This window comes from Frigoribacterium sp. PhB116 (genome assembly GCF_004364285.1).
Taxonomy (GTDB): Bacteria; Actinomycetota; Actinomycetes; order Actinomycetales; family Microbacteriaceae; genus Frigoribacterium.
On record NZ_SOBE01000002.1, the window covers coordinates 757,221 to 775,802 of the forward strand.

At 74.8% G+C, this 18,582-nt stretch carries 15 protein-coding genes; 8 read left to right on the top strand and 7 right to left on the bottom strand.

The annotated features are described in order from the left end of the window. Positions 1-15: 15 nt before the first annotated feature. The gene (locus EDF20_RS09995) at positions 16-513 is read left to right on the top strand and encodes a general stress protein (protein WP_123548137.1); all 498 of its coding nucleotides are present in this window, start codon (positions 16-18) and stop codon (positions 511-513) included. A 26-nt stretch (positions 514-539) separates the two neighbouring features. Here EDF20_RS09995 and EDF20_RS10000 read toward each other — a convergent pair whose 3' ends face one another. Next, the gene (locus EDF20_RS10000) at positions 540-1,586 is read right to left on the bottom strand and encodes a hypothetical protein (protein WP_133738543.1); all 1,047 of its coding nucleotides are present in this window, start codon (positions 1,584-1,586) and stop codon (positions 540-542) included. A 262-nt stretch (positions 1,587-1,848) separates the two neighbouring features. Here EDF20_RS10000 and EDF20_RS10005 point away from each other — a divergent pair, with 262 nt between their 5' ends. The 3 genes from EDF20_RS10005 to EDF20_RS10015 all read left to right on the top strand — a co-directional run bounded on the left by EDF20_RS10005 (position 1,849) and on the right by EDF20_RS10015 (position 4,257). Next, on the top strand, positions 1,849-2,466 hold the full coding sequence (locus EDF20_RS10005) for a hypothetical protein (protein WP_133738544.1): 618 nt from the start codon (positions 1,849-1,851) through the stop codon (positions 2,464-2,466). A gap of 115 nt (positions 2,467-2,581) precedes the next feature. Beyond that, positions 2,582-3,391, top strand: coding sequence for a YcnI family protein (locus EDF20_RS10010; RefSeq protein ID WP_133738545.1), 810 nt, complete (start codon positions 2,582-2,584; stop codon positions 3,389-3,391). Next, positions 3,388-4,257 carry a copper resistance CopC family protein gene (locus EDF20_RS10015; RefSeq protein WP_243833436.1) on the top strand — a complete coding sequence of 290 codons (870 nt, stop codon included), beginning with the start codon at positions 3,388-3,390 and terminating at the stop codon, positions 4,255-4,257. The genes EDF20_RS10010 and EDF20_RS10015 overlap by 4 nt, the downstream gene beginning before the upstream one ends. Positions 4,258-4,377: 120 nt before the next feature. On the opposite strand, the gene EDF20_RS10020 is transcribed toward EDF20_RS10015, so the two are convergent. Together EDF20_RS10020 and EDF20_RS10025 are read right to left on the bottom strand one after the other, a co-directional pair. Next, positions 4,378-5,919 (bottom strand): aminopeptidase P family protein, encoded by a 1,542-nt coding sequence (locus EDF20_RS10020; protein WP_133738546.1) that lies wholly within the window; start codon positions 5,917-5,919, stop codon positions 4,378-4,380. 47 nt (positions 5,920-5,966) lie between these two features. Next, positions 5,967-6,995 (bottom strand): endonuclease/exonuclease/phosphatase family protein, encoded by a 1,029-nt coding sequence (locus EDF20_RS10025; RefSeq protein ID WP_166644797.1) that lies wholly within the window; start codon positions 6,993-6,995, stop codon positions 5,967-5,969. Positions 6,996-7,080: 85 nt separating this feature from the next. Between EDF20_RS10025 and EDF20_RS10030 the strand changes: the two genes are divergently transcribed. Beyond that, a complete protein-coding gene (locus EDF20_RS10030) occupies positions 7,081-7,935 on the top strand; it encodes a PHP domain-containing protein (RefSeq protein ID WP_123548143.1) in 855 nt (284 codons plus the stop codon). A gap of 113 nt (positions 7,936-8,048) precedes the next feature. On the opposite strand, the gene EDF20_RS10035 is transcribed toward EDF20_RS10030, so the two are convergent. After that, complete coding sequence (locus EDF20_RS10035) at positions 8,049-9,515, bottom strand: DEAD/DEAH box helicase (RefSeq protein WP_133738548.1); 1,467 nt, start codon at positions 9,513-9,515, stop codon at positions 8,049-8,051. Positions 9,516-9,603: 88 nt separating this feature from the next. Here EDF20_RS10035 and EDF20_RS10040 point away from each other — a divergent pair, with 88 nt between their 5' ends. After that, positions 9,604-10,323: a ferritin-like fold-containing protein gene (locus EDF20_RS10040; RefSeq protein ID WP_233569128.1), complete on the top strand. Its 720-nt coding sequence runs from the start codon at positions 9,604-9,606 to the stop codon at positions 10,321-10,323. Between the two features lie 30 nt (positions 10,324-10,353). Here EDF20_RS10040 and EDF20_RS10045 read toward each other — a convergent pair whose 3' ends face one another. Together EDF20_RS10045 and EDF20_RS10050 are read right to left on the bottom strand one after the other, a co-directional pair. Continuing rightward, positions 10,354-10,644, bottom strand: a complete 291-nt coding sequence (locus EDF20_RS10045; protein ID WP_133738549.1) for a hypothetical protein — start codon at positions 10,642-10,644, stop codon at positions 10,354-10,356. A gap of 1 nt (position 10,645) precedes the next feature. After that, entirely contained in the window at positions 10,646-10,870 is a 225-nt protein-coding gene (locus tag EDF20_RS10050) for a DUF3107 domain-containing protein (protein ID WP_123548145.1), read from the bottom strand. A 121-nt stretch (positions 10,871-10,991) separates the two neighbouring features. Here EDF20_RS10050 and EDF20_RS10055 point away from each other — a divergent pair, with 121 nt between their 5' ends. Both EDF20_RS10055 and EDF20_RS10060 read left to right on the top strand, forming a co-directional pair. Next, complete coding sequence (locus EDF20_RS10055) at positions 10,992-14,180, top strand: ATP-dependent DNA helicase (RefSeq protein ID WP_133738550.1); 3,189 nt, start codon at positions 10,992-10,994, stop codon at positions 14,178-14,180. Beyond that, on the top strand, positions 14,177-17,452 hold the full coding sequence (locus EDF20_RS10060) for an ATP-dependent DNA helicase (protein ID WP_243833437.1): 3,276 nt from the start codon (positions 14,177-14,179) through the stop codon (positions 17,450-17,452). The genes EDF20_RS10055 and EDF20_RS10060 overlap by 4 nt, the downstream gene beginning before the upstream one ends. Positions 17,453-17,578: 126 nt before the next feature. Here the strand turns inward: EDF20_RS10060 and EDF20_RS10065 are convergent, their stop codons facing one another. Further along, a complete protein-coding gene (locus tag EDF20_RS10065; RefSeq protein ID WP_123548346.1) occupies positions 17,579-18,574 on the bottom strand; it encodes a phosphotransferase in 996 nt (331 codons plus the stop codon). Positions 18,575-18,582: the final 8 nt, after the last annotated feature.

Genomic DNA, 18,582 nt, shown 5'->3' on the forward strand with positions numbered 1-18,582 from the left:
TGTTTCACTGCTCTCATGACGAACCCGAGCCCGTGGGGCCGCCGAGCGCCGAGCATCCCGACCCTGCCGCGCGGCGACGTCCTCGGGACCTACGCGAGCTACCCCGAGGCCCAGGCCGTCGTCGAGCGCCTCTCGCACGCCGACTTCCCCATCAAGCAGCTCGCGATCATCGGGAACGAGCTCACCACGGTCGAGCGGGTCACCGGCCGGCTGACCTACGGCCGTGCGGCGCTGGCCGGCGCCGTCACGGGCCTCTGGATCGGCGTCTTCTTCGGGGCCGTCATGCTCCTCTTCTCGCCCGACACCGCCTCCGTCACGACGATCCTCGCGGCGTCGTTGATCGGCGCCGGCTTCGGCATGCTCTACGGCCTCGCCAGCTTCGCGATCAGCCGGCGCCGCCGCGACTTCACCTCGACCCACCAGGTGCTCGCCCGCAGCTACCAGATCGTCGTCGACCCGGAGCTCACCCACCGCGCGCAGCAGATCCTGGCCGGGCCGCAGACCGGGCGCTGAGGCGACCAGGCGGTCGGCGGGCCCGGTCAGCCGCGCAGGAGGCCCGCGAGGTCCTCGGGGAGGGACCTGGCGCCTCCGTCGCTCGTCAGCAGCCGCCCGCACCCGTCCAGCTCCGCGGTGAGCCGCGGATCCGTCGGCAGGGAGCTGCCCGGCGCGTGGTCGGGGAACGTCACGAACGACGTCGCGGTCGCGTCGCACCGCTCGAGTCCGGGCGTCGACGGCTGCCCGGCGGCGAGCACCAGCCGCGGCCCGACGCCGTCAGCGAGCGGCACGACCCGCGTGAACGTCCCGCTCGTGACCGACTTCGTGGGCATCCCCGGCGCGGCGGCTGAACCGGAACCGGCGCCGAACGGGCTGTCGGCAGGCACGGTCGGGTCCGGGAGCGGCGGGGCGACCGCGTACACGCACGCGCGATCGAGGTCGGAAGGGTCGAGCAGCTCGGTCGCGATCCCCGAGCCGCCGAGCATCCACGGCAGTGAGGCCTGCATGCTGCAGCCGGCGTCCAGCGCAGCCCGGCTCTGGACCAGCGAGACGCGGACGAGCCGCTCCTCCTCGACGGGGAGCGCGTCGAGGACGTCGTGCGTGCCGGGCAGCGTCTTGCCGCACGCGGTCACCGGCCACGCCGCACGCATCGACCGCCCGTCGGCGGAGGTCAGCCAGAGGTCGGGCACGATCTCCATGTCGGCGGTGCACATGCCCGACCCGCCGGTCTCGTCGGGCACGGCGAGGGCAGCCAGCAGCCGGTCGAGGTCGTCCGTCCAGGTCGTCTCGAGCCGGGCGGACCAGCGCCCGTCCGCGTCGTCGACGCTGTCCGTCGTCCCCGCGCACCGCACGGCGGAGACCGGCGTGAAGCCCTCCGGCACCGACCCGGCCCGGGGAGGCGGAGGGGCCGACGGCGCGGTGCCCGGCTCGGGCACGATCCACGCGTCGGTGCTCAGCGCACAGTCGGGCGCCCCGTCGACGACCTCGGCCACGGGCCTCGGCGGGGCCGTGGTGTCGAAGGCGCAGCCCGCCGTGGCCAGCAGCACGGCGAGCACCGCCCCGGTCGTCGTGGTCGTGCTCAGCCGCCCCATGGGCCGAGCGTAGGAGGCGCCCGACCTGTCGTGCGGGATCGTTGCCGTCCCGTGACCCCGCTGTCCCGCAGCGGCAGCGGCAATGGCAACGGCAACGGCAACGGCAACGGCAACGGCAGCCGCAGGTGCCGCCCTCGCCTGCCTCCCCGCGGCGACCGGCAGGAGAGGTCGCTCGGCGTCGACGGACCTGTCCCGCCCCGGCCCGTCGGCGACCCCGGCCCCCAGTAAACTGGCATGACCGTCCCCGACCCGAGAGAGCGCCATGGCCCCGAGATGGACGCGGTTCGTCCGCGGCTGGCTGACCGCCGGCTTCTCCGTCGTCGTCGCCGCCTTCTCGCACGTCGCGGGCGGCGGGGCCGAGCCCGGCGCCCTCGGGGTGGTGCTCGCGCTCGCCTTCTCGGTGCCCCTCTGCATCGCCTTGACCGGCCGTCGGGCCTCGCTGCTCCGGCTCGCCGTCTCGGTCGCCGCCAGCCAGCTGGCGTTCCACCTGCTGTTCTCGCTGGGCGGCGCCGCCGGCTCCGGCGCGTCGTCGGCGGGCGGGCACCACTCGCCACTGGTCGTCACGGTCGGTACGTCCGACGTGCTCGCCGCGCCCGGCGGGCACCACATGGCCATGGCCGGCGGGCTGATGTGGGCCGCCCACGCGGCCGCCGCGCTCGTCACCGTGGTCGGGCTGCGCTGGGGCGCCCACTGCCTCGAGCGCCTGGCCGTCGTGGCCGCCCACGGTCTCGCCCGCGTGCGCCGCGCGCTCTCCGGGGCCGTGCCGCCCGTGAGCACGGGCCCGCGGCTCCGTCCCGTCCTCGCCCTGCCCGGTCGGCGCGCGCCGCCCCTCCGGGCGATCAGCGCGAGGCCCCTCCGCGGTCCGCCCCTGCCCGTCTGACCACCGCACCGGCGTCGACTCCCGACGCCGGTGCCCGGCCCGCCGTCCGCTCGACGACGAGGCCCGAGACCAGACGACACCGGCCGCCGCCGCGCGGCCAGACAGGACCACCACCATGACCACCACCCGCTCCTCCTCGCGTCCGGCCGCAGCCGCGCGCGTCGCCGCAGCCCTCGGCGCGGCGGCACTTCTCACGCTCGCCGCCCCCCTGGCGGCGTCGGCGCACGTACGCGTGAACCCGGCCCAGGTCGACCCCGGCTCGTACGCCACCCTCACGTTCAAGGTGCCGACCGAGTCGGCCACGGCCGGGACCGTCGGCCTCACCGTCGACCTGCCGACCGACACGCCCTTCACGTCGGTCACCTACCAGCCGCTGCCCGGCTGGACGACGGTCGTCACCACGAGCACCCTCCCCGAGCCCGTCGAGCTCGACGGCGCGACCGTGACGGAGGCGCCCACCGAGGTCACCTGGACGGCCGACCCCGGCACGCAGGTCGGCCCGGGGGAGTTCCAGCAGTTCGTCATCTCCGCGGGCGCGGTGCCGGAGACCGGCTCGATCACGCTGCCCGCTCACCAGACCTACTCGGACGGCTCGGTCGTCGACTGGGCGGACGAGACTCCCGCCTCGGGCGAGGAGCCGGAGTTCCCGGCCCCGGTGCTGTACGTCGAGGACGCCCCGCCCGCCGACGAGCACGGCGGCCACGACATGTCGGACGAGGCGGACGGCGCGGCCGTCGCGGCGGGCGACGACTCGTCGTCCGGCGACGCCGGCTCCGCCTCGGACTCGGTCGCCGTGGGCCTCGGCATCGGCGGTCTCGCGCTCGGCGCCGTCGCGCTCGTCGTGAGCGTCGTGGCGCTGACCCGACGGCCTCGCGCCGCGGGTGCGACCCGACCCGGCACGGACGCGGCGGGGGAGCGCCGGTGATCCGCGCCTCCTCGACCCTGCCCGGTCGCGCGCCGGCCGGCCGGCGACCGTCCCGTGCCGCTCTCGTCGCCGGTGTCGTGGGCGTCGGGGCGGCGGGCCTGCTCGCGCTCGCACCGGTCTCGTCCGCCTCGGCGCACGACTACGTCGTGAGCAGCGCACCCGCCGAGGGCAGCACGCAGTCCGCCGAGCTGACCGAGGCGTCGATCACCTTCAACGACGTGATCCTCGACCTGTCGGGAACCGGCTCGTCGAACGTGCTCGAGGTGACCGACGCCTCCGGGCGGCACTTCGAGGACGGCTGCTCGGCCACCAGCGGGGCCACCCTCAGCACCGGGGTCGCGCTCGGCGCGGCGGGCGACTACACGATGACGTACCAAGCCGTCTCGGCCGACGGCCACACCGTGTCGGCGTCGCTGCCCTTCACCTGGGCGCCGCCCGCGGGGGCGAGCGTCGCCGAGGGAGCCGCCACCCGGCCCGCCTGCGACACCTCGGACGAGGGCGCGGGCGGGGACGGTGCGGGGCAGCCCACTGCCTCGGAGGAGCCGGGAGGCGCGGAGTCGACGGGCGCAGTCGTCTCGTCGGCCTCGGCCGACCCGACCGACGCCGCCACCGGCGAGGCCCTCGTCCAGAGCGCCGACCCGGACGAGTCGAACCTCGGCCTCGTCGTGGGCATCGGGATCGGCATCGTCGTGCTGGCCCTCGTGGCCGTGGTCGTCGTGCTCGTGACGAGCCGGCGACGCGGCGACGACGTCGCCGGTCCCGCGGGCGAGGTGGACCGGACGGACGGGGTGGACGGCGCAGGACGCGCTGACGGCGTGGACGGCGTGGACGGCACGGAGTCGGGGCCCGGCGCCGGACGCGACTGACGCAGCTGCCCGGCACGCGCCTCCTGCGGGGCCCGTGCTCCGGGCACACGAGAGCCCCGGCCCCCTGAGGGGACCGGGGCTCTTCCCGTGGGGGCCGGGGCTCTCCCCGCGGACACGGTGCTACGGGCGAGCGATCCAGGCCTCGACGTCCGCGACCGTGCGCGGGACGCCGACCGAGAGGTTCTCGGCACCGTCGGCCGTCACCAGGATGTCGTCCTCGATCCGGACGCCGACGCCGCGGAACTCCTCGGGCACGGTGAGGTCGTCGGGCTGGAAGTACAGCCCGGGCTCGATGGTGAACACCATGCCGGGCTCGAGGACGCCGTCGAGGTAGAGGTCGCGACGCGCGGCTGCGCAGTCGTGCACGTCCATGCCGAGGTGGTGGCTCGTGCCGTGCACCATGTAGCGGCGGTGGTACTGGTGGTCGGGCTCGAGGCTCTCCGCGGCGCTGACGGGCAGGAAGCCCCACTCGGCGGTGCGCTCGGCGATGACCTGCATCGCGGCGGCGTGGATCTCGCGGAACGCGATGCCGGGGCGCACGATGGCGAACGCCGCGTCGGCGGCCTCGAGCACGGCCTCGTAGACGAGTCGCTGCACGTCGCTGAAGTGGCCCGACACCGGCAGCGTCCGGGTGATGTCGGCGGTGTAGAGGCTGTCGAGCTCGATGCCGGCGTCGATCAGGATCAGGTCGCCGTCGGCGACCGGGCCGTCGTTGCGGGTCCAGTGCAGCACGCAGGCGTGGTCGCCGGAGGCCGCGATGGTGTCGTAGCCCACCGTGTTGCCGTCGGCCCGGGCGCGACGGTTGAAGGTGCCCTCGACGAGGCGCTCGCCACGGGGGTGGGCGACGATGTCGTCGAAGTCCGCGATGACGTCCGAGAAGCCGCGGCCGGTGACGGCGACCGCCTGCCGCATCTGCGCCACCTCCCACGCGTCCTTGACGAGGCGCAGCTCGCTCGCGTCGCGGGCCAGGACGTCGACGGCCGCGGCGGACGTCGGGTCGGCGTCGGTCGCGTCCGCGCCCGTCTCGTCCGTGCCCGTCTCGTCGACGCCCGTCTCGTCCGGGCCGGCGGAGTCGACGGCGGCCGCGACGACGGCGTCAACGCGCGCGGTCAGCTCGGGGTCGGCCTCGCGGAGCACCAGGGTGGTGCCGGTCGACGAGGCGACGACGGCGTCCAGCTCGGCGAGCTCACGGGTGGCGAGGTCGAGGTCGGCGCCGACCTGCGCGAGCGAGGGGCGAGGTCCCGTCCAGAATTCCCCGATCTCGGGGTCGGCGTAGAACTCGTCCGATTCGCGACCGGCACTGGCGCGGAAGTACAACGTGGCGTCGTGTCCGTCGCCGGCGGGCTCCAGGACGAGCACCGAGCCGGGCACGGTGGCGGAGCCCCAGCCGGTCAGGTGCGCGAAGGCGGAGTGCGCCCGGAACGGGTAGTCGCAGTCGTTCGAGCGGACCTTCGCGCGCCCGGCCGGGACGACGAGGCGCTCGCCCCGGTGCAGCTCCGAGAGGCGAGCCCGCCGCGCGGCGGCGAACGCGGCTTCCTCGCGGGCCGCGGGCATCACCTCGTCGCGATCGGCCCACTGGGACGAGATGTAGTCCTTGAACGAGTCCGAGCGGGGGGTGGTCGATCGGTTCGTGGTGGCACGGGGTGCCTTCTGTGCGTCCATGCCGCCATTCTCCCGCGAAGTCGCGGGCCGGCCAACCCGGTACGGCGTCAGGCGCCCGTCATGGTGAGCTGGGCGACGACGGGGCGGTGGTCGCTGCCGGCCTCGTCCTGGTCGGTGACGACCTTGTAGCCGGTCGGCATCCAGGAACGCGTCGCGAGGACGTGGTCGATGGGGGTGCCGAGCAGCGGCGGGAGATCGGTGGGCCAGGTGCCCAGGCCGGCGTTCGCGGTCGTCACCCCGACGTCCCGGCACCGGCCGAGGGCGCCGCCCGCGGTCCCGAGGCCGGCCATGTGGTCGAGGGTCGCGTTGAAGTCGCCCGCCATGATGACGTTCCCGTCCGTGCAGGCGTCCGCGAGGTACCGGAGGCCCGCCTCCCACGGGTCCATCTGCGCGGTCGTCGGTGCGACGGGGTGGGCGGCGACGATGGTCGGCCCCGTCCCCGAGACCGGGGTGGCGACGACCGAGGGCATGAGCGGCGTCGTCTCGACGGCGGTGCCGTCCTCGGCCAGGGCGACCGTGTACTCGCCGAGGGCCGCCGCGATGAGCAACGACGTCGGCTCCGAGCCGCCCTGGGCGGGGTACTCGACGGTCTTGACGGTCATCGGCAACCCGGCCACCGCCATGGCGTCGGCCACTGCGGTCGCGGTCTCGGCGCTCGTCTCGGGGAGGCTGACGATCTCCGCGCCCTCCTCGACGGCCAACGCGGCGATCGCCTCGGCGCCGGGCGCGCCTCCCTCGGTGTTCCAGACGACGACCGTCAGGTCGGTCGGCAGCGCCTCGACGAAGTCGTCGCGGCCGAGGCCCCTGGCGGCGGCCACGCCGATGGACACGGCCCCGAAGACGAGCAGCAGCACCCCGAGGGAGGCGGCGATCGACCGGAGCGGACGGGCGGCGATCCCGACGACGAAGAGGACCACGGCCAGCGCACCGGCGACGGCCGCCGCTGCCCCGCGGAACGAGACCAGCTGGGCGACGGGCCACGTCCGCTGGAGGTCGAGCTGCTGCGGCCAGAGCAGGACGAACAGGGCGGCGGCGACCGCGAGGACGATGACGAAGGCGACGAGACGACGGATCATGGCGGGACCGAGCATAGGCGACCGCCCGTCCTGTGCAGGGAGGACGCTCGGGCGGGCCGGAGCGGGGTCGGCCTACGATGAGAGGATGCCCCACCGTCCGATCGACCTGCACACCCACAGCAGCGTCTCGGACGGCACGGAGACCCCCGCCGAGCTCGTGGCCGCGGCCGTCTCCGCGGACCTCGCCGTCGTGGCCCTCACGGACCACGACTCGACGGCCGGCTGGTCCGAGGCCACCCGGGCCGTCGCGGGCAGCGGCCTGACGCTCGTCCCGGGCATGGAGATGAGCACGAGGCTCGGCATGAACAGCGTGCACATGCTGGCCTACCTGTTCGACCCCGAGGACGCCGCCCTCGTCGCCGAGACGGCACGCCTGCGCGACAGCCGGCTGCACCGCGCCGAGCGCATCGTCGAGCGGATCGCGGCGGACTACGACGTGAGCTGGGCCGACGTCCTGGCCCAGTCGACGCCGGGCGCGACCCTGGGACGGCCCCACATCGCGGACGCACTCGTCGCCAAGGGCCTCGCGCCCGACCGCAGCGCGGCGTTCGCCGGCATCCTGCACTGGCGCTCCGGCTACTACGAGCCGCACGAGGCGCCGAGCCCGATCGACGCGATCCGGCTCATCCGTGCAGCCGGCGGCGTCCCCGTGATCGCCCACCCGGCGACGCGCGGACGCGACACGAACATCTCGGCGCGGTCGTTCGAGCAGCTCGTCGAGGCGGGCCTGCTGGGCGTCGAGGTGCGGCACCGCGAGAACACGGAGGCGGGCGCCGAGCGCCTGCGCGAGCTCGCGTCCCGGCACGACCTCATCACGACCGGCTCGAGCGACTACCACGGGACGGGCAAGCCCAACCGGCTGGGCGAGAACAGCACCGACCCCGAGCAGCTGGCGCGCATCGTCGACGCCGCGACCGGTTGGCGGCCCGTCGAGGGCTGATCGTCCCGAGGTGCGCCGGTGGGCGCGGTCGGCCCGGCCGACGAGCGGGGCGGGCGACGACGGAGGCCCCGCACCGTGACGGTACGAGGCCTCTCGGGTCGACCGGGCTCGGTCTACGACGCGGGGGCGTCGCCGGCCGGGCGCCGACGACGCGTGCGGCTGCGTCGGCGAGGGGCCTCGCCGTCGCCGGCGGGCGCTGCCGTCGGGGCCTCGGCGGGCGCCTGGTCGCGGCGGGGCGCCTGCTCGCGTCGCGACGACTGCTCGCCTCCACGGCGACCGGAGTCGCCCTCGCCTCCGCGACGACCGGACTCGCCCTCGGCACTGCGCGACCGGCTGCGCGAGCCGGGGTTGCGCTCGCGGGCCGTGGCGGCGCCGCCCTCGACGGCGGCCTTCGGAGCCGACTTGAGGCGGCCTTTCGTGCCGACGGGGATGTCGAGGTCCTCGAAGAGGTGGGGGCTCGACGAGTACGTCTCGACGGGCTCGGGCTGGCCCATGTCGAGGGCACGGTCGATGAGGGCCCACTTGTGTAGGTCGTCCCAGTCGACGAACGTGACCGCGATGCCGGTCTTGCCCGCGCGGCCCGTCCGGCCGGCGCGGTGCAGGTACGTGTCGTGGTCGTCGGGGACCGTGTGGTTGATCACGTGCGTCACGTCGTTGACGTCGATGCCGCGTGCCGCGACGTCGGTCGCGATCAGGATGTCCTTCTTGCCGGCCTTGAAGGCCGCCATCGCGCGCTCGCGCTGCTCCTGGTTCAGGTCGCCGTGCACGGCGGCTGCGTTGAAGCCGCGGTCGTTGAGCTCTTCGACCAGCTTCGCGGCGGCGCGCTTGGTGCGGGTGAAGACGACGGTCTTGCCACGGCCCTCAGCCTGCAGGATGCGCGCGATGACCTCGTCCTTGTCGAGCGAGTGGGCGCGGTAGACGACGTGCTTGATGTTCGCCTGCGTCAGGCCCTCGTCGGGGTCGGTGGCGCGGATGTGGATCGGCTTCGTCATGAAGCGGCGGGCCAGCGCCACGATCGGGCCGGGCATCGTCGCGGAGAACAACATGGTGTGGCGCGTCGCCGGCACCTGCTGGAAGATCTTCTCGATGTCGCTGAGGAAGCCCAGGTCGAGCATCTTGTCGGCCTCGTCGAGCACGACCTCCTTCACGCCCTTGAGGTCGAGGAGGCGCTGGCCGGCCAGGTCGAGGAGGCGCCCGGGTGTGCCCACCACGATCTGCGCGCCGGCCTTGAGCTGCTCGACCTGGCCCTCGTAGGCCTTGCCGCCGTAGATGCTGACGACCTTGGTGTCGCGGTTCGACGTGGCCACCTCGAGGTCCTCGGCGACCTGGACGCAGAGCTCGCGGGTCGGGACGACGACCAGCACCTTGACGCCGGGCTCGGGCGAGAGGCCGATGCGCTGGACGATGGGGAGGCCGAAGCCGAGGGTCTTGCCGGTGCCCGTCTTGGCCTGGCCGATGATGTCCTGGCCGGAGAGCGCGAGCGGGATGGTCTGGGTCTGGATGGGGAACGGTTCGAGGATCCCCTTCGCAGCCAGTGCGTCGACCATGTCCTGGTCGATCTGAAGATCGGTGAAAGTCACGTAGTTGCCCTGTCTCATGTGTAGGCGGATCGCGGACAGTTTAGCCCGTCGTGCGGCCGCGACCCCCCGGACCCCGTAAGCTTGCGGCGTGGTGTCATGGAAGGGCCGGAGGTCTCAGCGCGGCGTCCCGTCCATCCAGTGGCCGCGGCCCGCCTCCAAGGCCGTGCCCGTGAACCGGGTCGAGCTCGGCGACTTCACCCCCGACCTCGACGTCTACCTCGGTCAGGCCGCCTACCTCGAGCTGTCGCTCTTCGAGGGCCTCGGCCGTGCCGCGGAGTCCGCCCCGCACGTGCGCGCGCAGCGGATGACCGCCCGCGTGGCCGGCAGCACACTCGACCGGCACCGGGGCCTGCTCGCCGAGATCGAGCGCACGGGAGGCGACCCGACGGTCTCGATGGAGCCTCACCGCCACGCCGTGGACGAGTTCCGACGACGCACCGAGGGTGCCGACTGGCACGAGGCGATCCTCGCCTCCTACGTCGCCGCGGGTCTGCTGAACGACGTGTTCGTCCGACTGGCGGCGGGCCTGACCGCCGATCACCGCGAGCGCATCGTGCGGGTGCTGGAGGCGGGCGACGACGAGTCCGCCATCGTGGCGGAGCTCTCGGCGGCCATCGAGGACGACCCGCAGCTCGCCTCGCGCCTGGCCCTGTGGGGCCGCCGACTCGTCGGCGACACGCTGCTCGTGGCCCGCGCGGCGATCTCCGCGTCGCACGAGTCGGCCGACGACGAGCGGCTCGAGCCGGTCTTCACCGAGCTCGTGGCGGCGCACACACGCCGTATGGACGCCCTCGGTCTCACGGCCTGACGGCACCCCGCTGCGGGGCAGCGCGCGGCGTCAGCCCCGCATGAGGCGGGCGAGCAGGTCGCCGTCGCGGCGCCTCCTGGACGTCGCCGCGACGCGGCAGACCCCGATCGCGACGACGCCCGACAGCACGAGCGAGACGACCCAGATCCAGCCGCCGTCGGCCGTCAGGCCCGCCAGGAGGAGGACCTGCCAGGCGACGGCCGCGACGGACGCCGCGGCCGCGGGCGCCAGGAGCACCCCGCGGGTGTCGGCGGCCGGCAGCGCGAAGTGGGCGACGAAGCCCAGCAGAGCGCCGCCGAGCACGACGAAGAGGAGCTCCATGTCAGCTGACGAAGCCGACGCGGCGGTTCTCGTCGGAGCCGACCTCGACGTAGGCGAGGGAGGCGGTCGGCACGAGATAGGTCTTGCCCTTCGAGCCGGCGAGGGTGACGTACGTCTTGCTGCCGTCGAGGGCGTCGGCGACGATCGCCTCGACCTCGGCCGCGGTCTGCGACGTCTCGAAGCTGATCTCACGGGGGCTGTTGGTGATGCCGATGCGAATGTCCACGACGTCACGATATCCGACCGGGCCCGGTGCGGCCTGACGCGTTCACCGAGAGCGCAAGCGGCGTCGCGGCAGCAGCCCGCGTCGCTCTTCGGTGTCGGCGGCAGCCGCTAGCGTCGAGCGCATGGTGACGACCTCCTTCCGCCCGGTCTCGGGCACCGACACGCGGTCGGCGGTCGAGCTCGACGCGTCCCAGCGGGCGGTGCTCGACCTGCCCGACGGCGTCTCCGCCGCGGTGATCGGGGCCCCGGGCACCGGCAAGACGACCGCCCTCGTCGAGTTCGTCGCCGACCGGCTCGAGACCCGCGGCTGGGCGCCCGGCTCCGTGACGGCGCTGACGCCGTCCCGCACGACGGCCACGCGCCTCCGCGACGTCCTGGCCGCCCGGCTCGACGTGCCCACCCCCGGCCCCCTCGCGCGCACCGTCTCGTCCCTCGCCTTCGACGTGGTCGGCCACGCCGCCCGTCTCGCCGGCGCCGAGCCGCCCGCGCTCCTGACCGGCGGGGACCACGACTCGGTCGTGCGCTCGATGCTCGAGGGCCACGAGGCCGACGGCACGGGCCCTCGGTGGCCCGACGTCCTCGGCCCCCGCGTCCGCGTGCTGCGGGGGTTCCGCACCGAGCTGCGCGAGGTGATGATGCGCGCGACCGAGCAGGGCCTCTCGCCCGACGACCTGCGTCGGCTCTCCGCGGCGCGCGACCGGCCCGAGTGGGCCGCCGTCGCCGACTTCGTCGACGAGTACCACGGCGTCGTCGACGCCATGCCGGGCCGCCGACTCGACTCGGCAGAGCTCGTCGACTGGGCCGTGGCGGCGCTCGACCGCGGCGAGACCGCACCGGTCGTCGACGGCCTCCGTGCCGTGCTCGTCGACGACGCCCAGGAGGCCACCGAGTCCACCGTCGCCCTGCTGCGAGCTCTCGCGCGCCGCGGGGTCGCCGTGATCGCGCTCGGCGATCCCGACCTCGCCACGAGCGCGTTCCGCGGCGGCAGTCCCGACGTGCTCGGCCGGCTCGGCCAGCGGCTCGGCCTGCCCGACGCGCGGACGCTGTGGCTCTCGACCGCGCACCGGCACGACCCGCCGCTCCGCGAGCTCGTGCAGCGGGTGACGGCGCGCATCGGCACGGCCGGCGCCGGGCGCCAGCACGCCGCCGAGCCGGGGCGGCCCGCGGCGGGAGCGCCGGGCGCTCCCGGCGCGCCGGGCCCTCGTCCGGACGGGCAGCCTCGCCGTGACGTCCCTCCGGTGCTCTCCGTCCAGGCCGACAGCCCCGCCCACGAGCTCTCGACCGTGGCGCGGGTGCTGCGCGAGCACCACCTCGTCTCGGGCGTCCCGTGGTCGAGCATGATGGTCGTCGTGCGCAGCGGCGGCCAGGTGCCCGGCGTCGCCCGCGGCCTCCAGCTCGCCGACGTCCCCACGCGCACCTCGGCGGCGGGCCGCGCGGTCCGCGACGAGCACGGGGCGCGCCACCTCCTGCTGGCCGCCTCGGTGGCCGTCGGGCGGGACGAGCTCACGGCCGACCTGGCGGCCGAGCTCCTGCTCGGCCCGCTCGCGGGCTTCGACGCGCTGTCCCTCCGCCGCCTCCGGCTCGCCCTGCGGGCGGACGAGCTCGCGGGGGGAGGCACGCGCTCCGCCGACGCCCTGCTCGTCGAGGCGCTCGCCGGGCCGGGACGCTTCGCGACGATCGACTCGAGGCCGGCGGCCCGGGCGGGCCGCTTCGCGGCCAGCCTCGACGGCGCCCGTCGCGAGGCCGCGGCCGGCGCCAGCATCGAGGAAGTCCTCTGGGGGCTCTGGGACCGCAGCGGCCTCGCGCGCGAGTGGAGCGCCCGCGCCGCGGGCCGGGGGATCGTGGCGGCCGAGGCCGACCGGCACCTCGACGGGGTGGTCGCGTTGTTCACGGCCGCGAAGCGGTTCGTCGAGCGCACCCCGGAGGCCCCCGCCGTCGGGTTCCTCGACGCCCTGCTCGGCGCCGAGGTCCCCGAGGACACCCTCTCGCCGCAGGCGTCCGCCGAGTCGGTGCTCGTCTGCACCCCGTCCGCCGCGGTGGGCCTCGAGGTCGACGTCGTCGTCGCAGCCCGCCTGCAGGACGGCGTGTGGCCGAACCTCCGGGTGCGCGGTGCCCTGCTCGGCCCCGACGACCTGGTCGACGCGGCGCAGGCGGGCGAGGGGCCCGACCAGGGGCCGACCCCGGTCGACGCCCGTGCCGCGGTGCTCAGCGACGAGCTGCGCATGTTCGCGCTCACGGTCTCGCGAGCGCGTCGCCAGGTCGTCCTCTCCTGCACCTCCGACGACGACGAGGGGCCGTCGGTCTTCTTCCGGCTGCTGCCGACCGACGCGCCGTCGCCGTCCGGAGGGCACCCGCTCTCGCTCCGCGGCCTCGTGGGGCATCTCCGTCACGTGGTGGTCGAGTCGACCCACCAGGGCCGCGCGGAGTCGGCGACGGCGGGCCTCGCCCGTCTCGCCGCGGCCGGCGTCGCCGGGGCGCACCCGGGCGAGTGGTACGGCCTCGCCGAGCCGAGCACGTCTGTTCCCCTGGTCGACCTCTCCGAGCCCGAGGCCCACGTCGCGGTCTCGCCCTCGCAGCTCGGCTCGTTCGAGGAGTGCCCGCTGCACTGGTTCGTCGACCGGTTCGGCGGATCGGCGCCGAACGCCTCGATGGGCATCGGCACGGTCCTCCACTCGGTCATGGAGCACGCGCTCGACACCGACGTCGAGGCACTGTGGAACGCGGTCGAGGAGCGCTGGGACGAGCTCGACTTCGAGTCGCCCTGGATCGCCGAGGCCGAGAAGCGCCGAGCCCGGCAGATGACCGAGAGCCTCGCCTCCTACCTGCGTGACTTCGCGCAGTCGGGCGGCGAGCTGATCGGCGCGGAGTCGACCTTCACCCTCGACACCGGTCCTGCGCGCCTCCGTGGCTCGATCGACCGGGTCGAGCGCACCCGCGACGGCGCCGCTGTCATCGTCGACCTCAAGACCGGGCGGGCCGCGCCGACGTCGTCGGCGGCCATCGCCGCCCACCCGCAGCTCGGCAGCTACCAGCTCGCCCTCGCCGACGGCGCGGTCGAGAGCGTGCCGGAGGGGACGCCGCCGGGCGGAGCGAAGCTCGTCGTCGTGTCGTCCGGCGTGCGGGGCAAGCTCTACCGGGAACCCGCCCAGGCCGCCTTCGACGCCGAGATGCTCCAGGAGTTCCGCGGCCGCGTCGAGACCGCGGCCGAGGGGATGGCGGGGCAGGTCTTCCTGGCCCGCCTCGACGAGCACTGCGAAGGCCGGACCGGCGGCTCCTGCCGCATCCACGTCGTCGGCGAGGTCAGCTCGTGAGCCTGTCGGCGGTCGACGTCGCGGTGCGCCTCGGCCTGCCCGAGCCGACGCCCGAGCAGCAGGCCGTCATCGAGGCGCCGCTCGTGCCCGCCCTCGTGGTCGCGGGCGCCGGCAGCGGCAAGACCGAGACCATGGCCAACAGGGTCGTCTGGCTGCTCGCCAACGGCCACGTCGAGGTCTCGCAGGTGCTCGGCCTGACCTTCACGCGCAAGGCCGCCGGCGAGCTGGGCGAACGCATCGAGAAGCGCATCCGCCAGCTCGGCGAGGCGGGGCTGCTGGGCGACGACCCCGACCCGTTCGACGTCCCCACCGTGTCGACGTACAACGCCTTCGCCAACGGGGTGTTCCGCGACGACGCGCTCCGCGTGGGGCGCGAGCCCGAGTCGCAGGTGCTCGGCGAGGCCTCGGCCTGGCAGCTGGCCCGGTCGCTGGTCGTCGCGAGCCGCGACGAGCGCCTCGCCGGGCTCGGACGCAGCGTCGACTCCTTGACCGAGGCGGTGCTCCGGCTGAGCCACGCCCTCAGCGAGAACGTGGCCGACGGCGACGACGTGCTCCGTCTCAGCGACCGGTTCCTCGATCTCGCGGGCCTGCCCTCGACCAAGGGGTCGGCCTACAGGTCGGTCACCGACGCGGTCGCCGCGGTGTCGGCGCTGCCGCCGCTCGTGGCGCTCGCCGAGCAGTTCGCCGACGAGAAGGCGCGTCGGGGCCTCGTCGAGTACTCCGACCAGGTGGCGCTCGCCCTCGACGTCTGCGACACGGCCCCCGAGGTCGTCGACGCGATGCGCGCGCGCTTCCGCGTCGTGCTCCTCGACGAGTACCAGGACACGAGCGTCGTGCAGACGCGCCTGCTGTCGCGCCTGTTCGCCACCACGGGCGTGATGGCGGTCGGCGACCCGCACCAGTCCATCTACGGTTTCCGGGGTGCCTCCGCGGCGAACCTCGGCCGGTTCCCCGTCGACTTCGGGGCCGAGTCCGACGCCGTCTACAGCCTGTCGACGAGCTGGCGCAACTCCCGAGGCGTGCTCGACGCCGCCAACGTGGTGGTGGCCGAGCTGGCGGCGGCGTCCGAGGTGCCGGTCGGCGAGCTGCGAGCCCGGCCCACGGCCCCCGACGGCCGGGTCGAGACGCTCTTCGAGCAGACCCTGCCGGCCGAGGCGGACCAGGTCGCGGCCTGGTTCGCCCGCGAGCTCGCCGACCCGCCCGTCGTCGACGGCGTCCCGTCGCCGCGCACGGCGGCGCTGCTGTTCCGGTCAAAGAAGACGATGCCCGCCTTCGTCGAGGCGCTCGCCGAGCGCGGGGTGCCCTACCGGGTCCTCGGCGTCGGCGGGCTCCTGCAGCGTCCCGAGGTCGTCGACCTGGTGTCCTGCCTCCGGGTGCTCCACGACCCCTCGGCCGGGTCCGAGCTCATCCGGCTCATGACGGGTGCGCGCTGGCGGATCGGCCTGCACGACGTCGCGGCGCTCCGGTCCGTCGCCTCCTGGCTGTTCGCCCACGACCACGCGCAGCAGGTGCTGGGCGACGAGGTCGCCGCGGGGTTCCGCGCGTCCGTCGCCGTGGGCGAGCACGGCTCCCTGGTCGACGCGCTCGACTTCGTGGCCACGGCGCCCGACGGGCACGGACAACTGCGCGGGCTGAGCGACGAGGGCCTCGCCCGGATGCGGCGGCTGGGCTCGCAGCTGGCGTTCCTGCGCGGGCGCACGGGCCTCGACCTGGTCGACCTCGTGACGCTGGTGCAGCAGGAGATGCTGCTCGACGTCGAGGTCGCGGCCGCCACGGGGCAGGGCCACGGTGGCGCGTGGCTGCAGGCCTTCGAGGACGAGCTGACAGGCTACGTCGCGGCGGACGAGAACGCCGCCCTCGGCGGCTTCCTCTCCTGGCTGGCCGCGGCCGAGCGGCGTGACGACATGGGGCCGAGGTCGGACGACGGCGAGCCCGGCACCGTCCAACTGCTCACCGTGCACGGCTCCAAGGGCCTCGAGTGGGACCTCGTCGCCGTCCCCCGCCTCGTCGAGGGCGAGCTGCCCGGCACGTCGCGCGAGGGCGTCGGCTGGCTCGGCTTCGGCGAGCTGCCCTACGAGTTCCGCGGCGACGCCGCCGAGCTGCCGGACCTCGCCTGGCGCTCCGTCGACGACCAGAAGGAGTTCGACCAGCGACTCGCGGCCTTCAAGGACGACCTCCGGCGTCGGCACCTCTCCGAGGAGAGGCGCCTCGCGTACGTCGCGTTCACCCGAGCGAAGGAGGCCCTGCTGCTCAGCGGGTCGTTCTGGTCGTCGACCGTGAAGCCGCGGCAGCCGAGCAGGTACCTGGCCGAGCTGGTGGAGGCGGGCCTCGTCCCGGCCGAGGCGGTGCCGGTCGAGCCCGACGACGAGTCCGACCCTCTCGCCCAGTCGTCGCGCGAGCTGGTCTGGCCCGTCGACCCGCTGGGCCCGAGGCGCGCACGGGTCGAGCGCGCCGCCGTGCGGGTCGGGCGCACCCTCCGAGCTCGCGAGTCGACGGAGGACGGCACCGGCGAGGTGGTCGACGCGGCGGCCCGGCGGCGAGAGGACGTGGGGCCGTGGGCCGACGACATCGACCTGCTCCTGCTCGAGCGAGAGGCCGTCCGTCGGCGGGCCGGCAGCATCGACCTGCCGCAGCGCATCCCGGCGTCCCGCTTCAAGGACTACGTGAGCGACCCCTCCGGCGTCGCCTCGTCCCTGCGACGTCCGCTGCCGGAGCGCCCTTACCGGGCGACGCGCCTCGGCACCCTGTTCCACGAGTGGGTCGAGCAGCGCTACCGGCCGACCGGCCGCGCCGAGCTGCTCGACGCGTGGGGTCTCGAGCTCGACCTCGACGACGACGAGGAGCGAGGCGGGAACGGACTCGTCGATCCCGACGACGCGCGCCGTCTCGTCGAGCTCCAGGCCACCTTCGAGGGGTCTCCCTGGGCACGGCTCGAGCCGGTCGAGGTCGAGCTGGAGGTCCACCTGCCGCTCGGGCGGCGGACGGTCATCTGCAAGATCGACGCCGTCTTCGAGCGGGAGGGGCGCCTCCAGGTGGTCGACTGGAAGACCGGTCGAGCCCCGACGGACGACGCAGACCTCGAGCTGCGGCAGCTGCAGCTCGCCCTCTACCGCGAGGCGTACTCCGCGTTCCGCGGCGTGCCGGCGGACGACATCGACGCGGCCTTCTACTTCGTGGCGGACGACGTCGTGGTCGAGCCCCGGCACATCGCGGACAGGGACGAGCTGACGGCCCTCTGGGACGTGGTGGAGGCAGGGGGCCAGGTCGAGTAGCCCGCCGCCCAGGCCCAGGCCCAGGCCGAGGCCCAGGCCCAGGCACAGGCGCCACGGGCAGCTCGGTCGAGCCGAGGGTCAGGCCGACCGGGTCTCCGCCGGTCCGACCGTCAGCCCGAGCGGGCCTCAGCCGTGCCGGCGCTCGGTGGTCGAGAGCAGCTCCTCGACGCCGTCGAGGTCGAGCGCGGCCGTCGAGTCCGACGAGATCGACACCCCGTCGGGAGACTGCAGCCGGTCGACCAGGGCGGCCATCATGCCGACGGCGTCGTCGACGACGGCGGTGTTCTTCGTGGCGGTGCCGTGCAGCAGCCACTTCGCCGTGTCGAGCTCGCGGTAGAGGGTCGCGCGGCGTCGGAGCTGGTGGTCGCTCGTGCCCCGGGCGTCGTTGTAGGCCGAGAAGGCGGAGTCGACGGCCTCGGGGCCAGCGCCGAGCAGCCAGGCGAGATCGCGGGCAGGGTCGCCGACCTGCAGGTCGTGCCATCCCAGCACCCCGGTGACGGCGCCGTCCAGGACGAGGAAGGACGCCGCGTCGAGGGAGCCGTTGACGACGGTGGGCTGGAACTGCCACAGCACGTGGTCCTGGATCGCCGCCTCCCACCGCTCGAGCAGTGCGGCGGGCAACAGCCGGGTGGAGGCGGCGCGGTCGACGAGCGAGGCCGTGGAGCGCATCGCCTCGAACGGCGTGTGGCTCGTGAGCCCCGCGTCGGTGACGAAGCTGGTCGGCAGGGCGTGGATCGCGGCCACGCCTCGGCCGAGGGCCGTGGGCAGGCCGGAGCCGCCGGTCACCTGGGCCGTGCGGAGGTGCGTGCCCGCGATGAAGTCGTAGACGATCCCGCGGGTACGGCCGACGGGGGCCTGGCCCCGGTAGGACGGGACGGCGAAGGGCAGACGCCCGCGGACGCCCGCGCTGAGGGCACGGAGGGCGACCAGGTCGGCGGACTGCTGTGCCTCGGCACGCTGCGACCGGGGGACGCGCACGATGAGCTCGTCACCGGCCCCCGTCGAGAGCAGCGCGGAGTCGACGTCGCCGGTCGAGGAGCCGTGCGGGGAGGTCGTGCGCACGTCGAGGTCGGCGACGGCGGCCGTGGCCAACGCGGCTAGAGTGAGGTGAGATCTGGCCATGCCCTCAG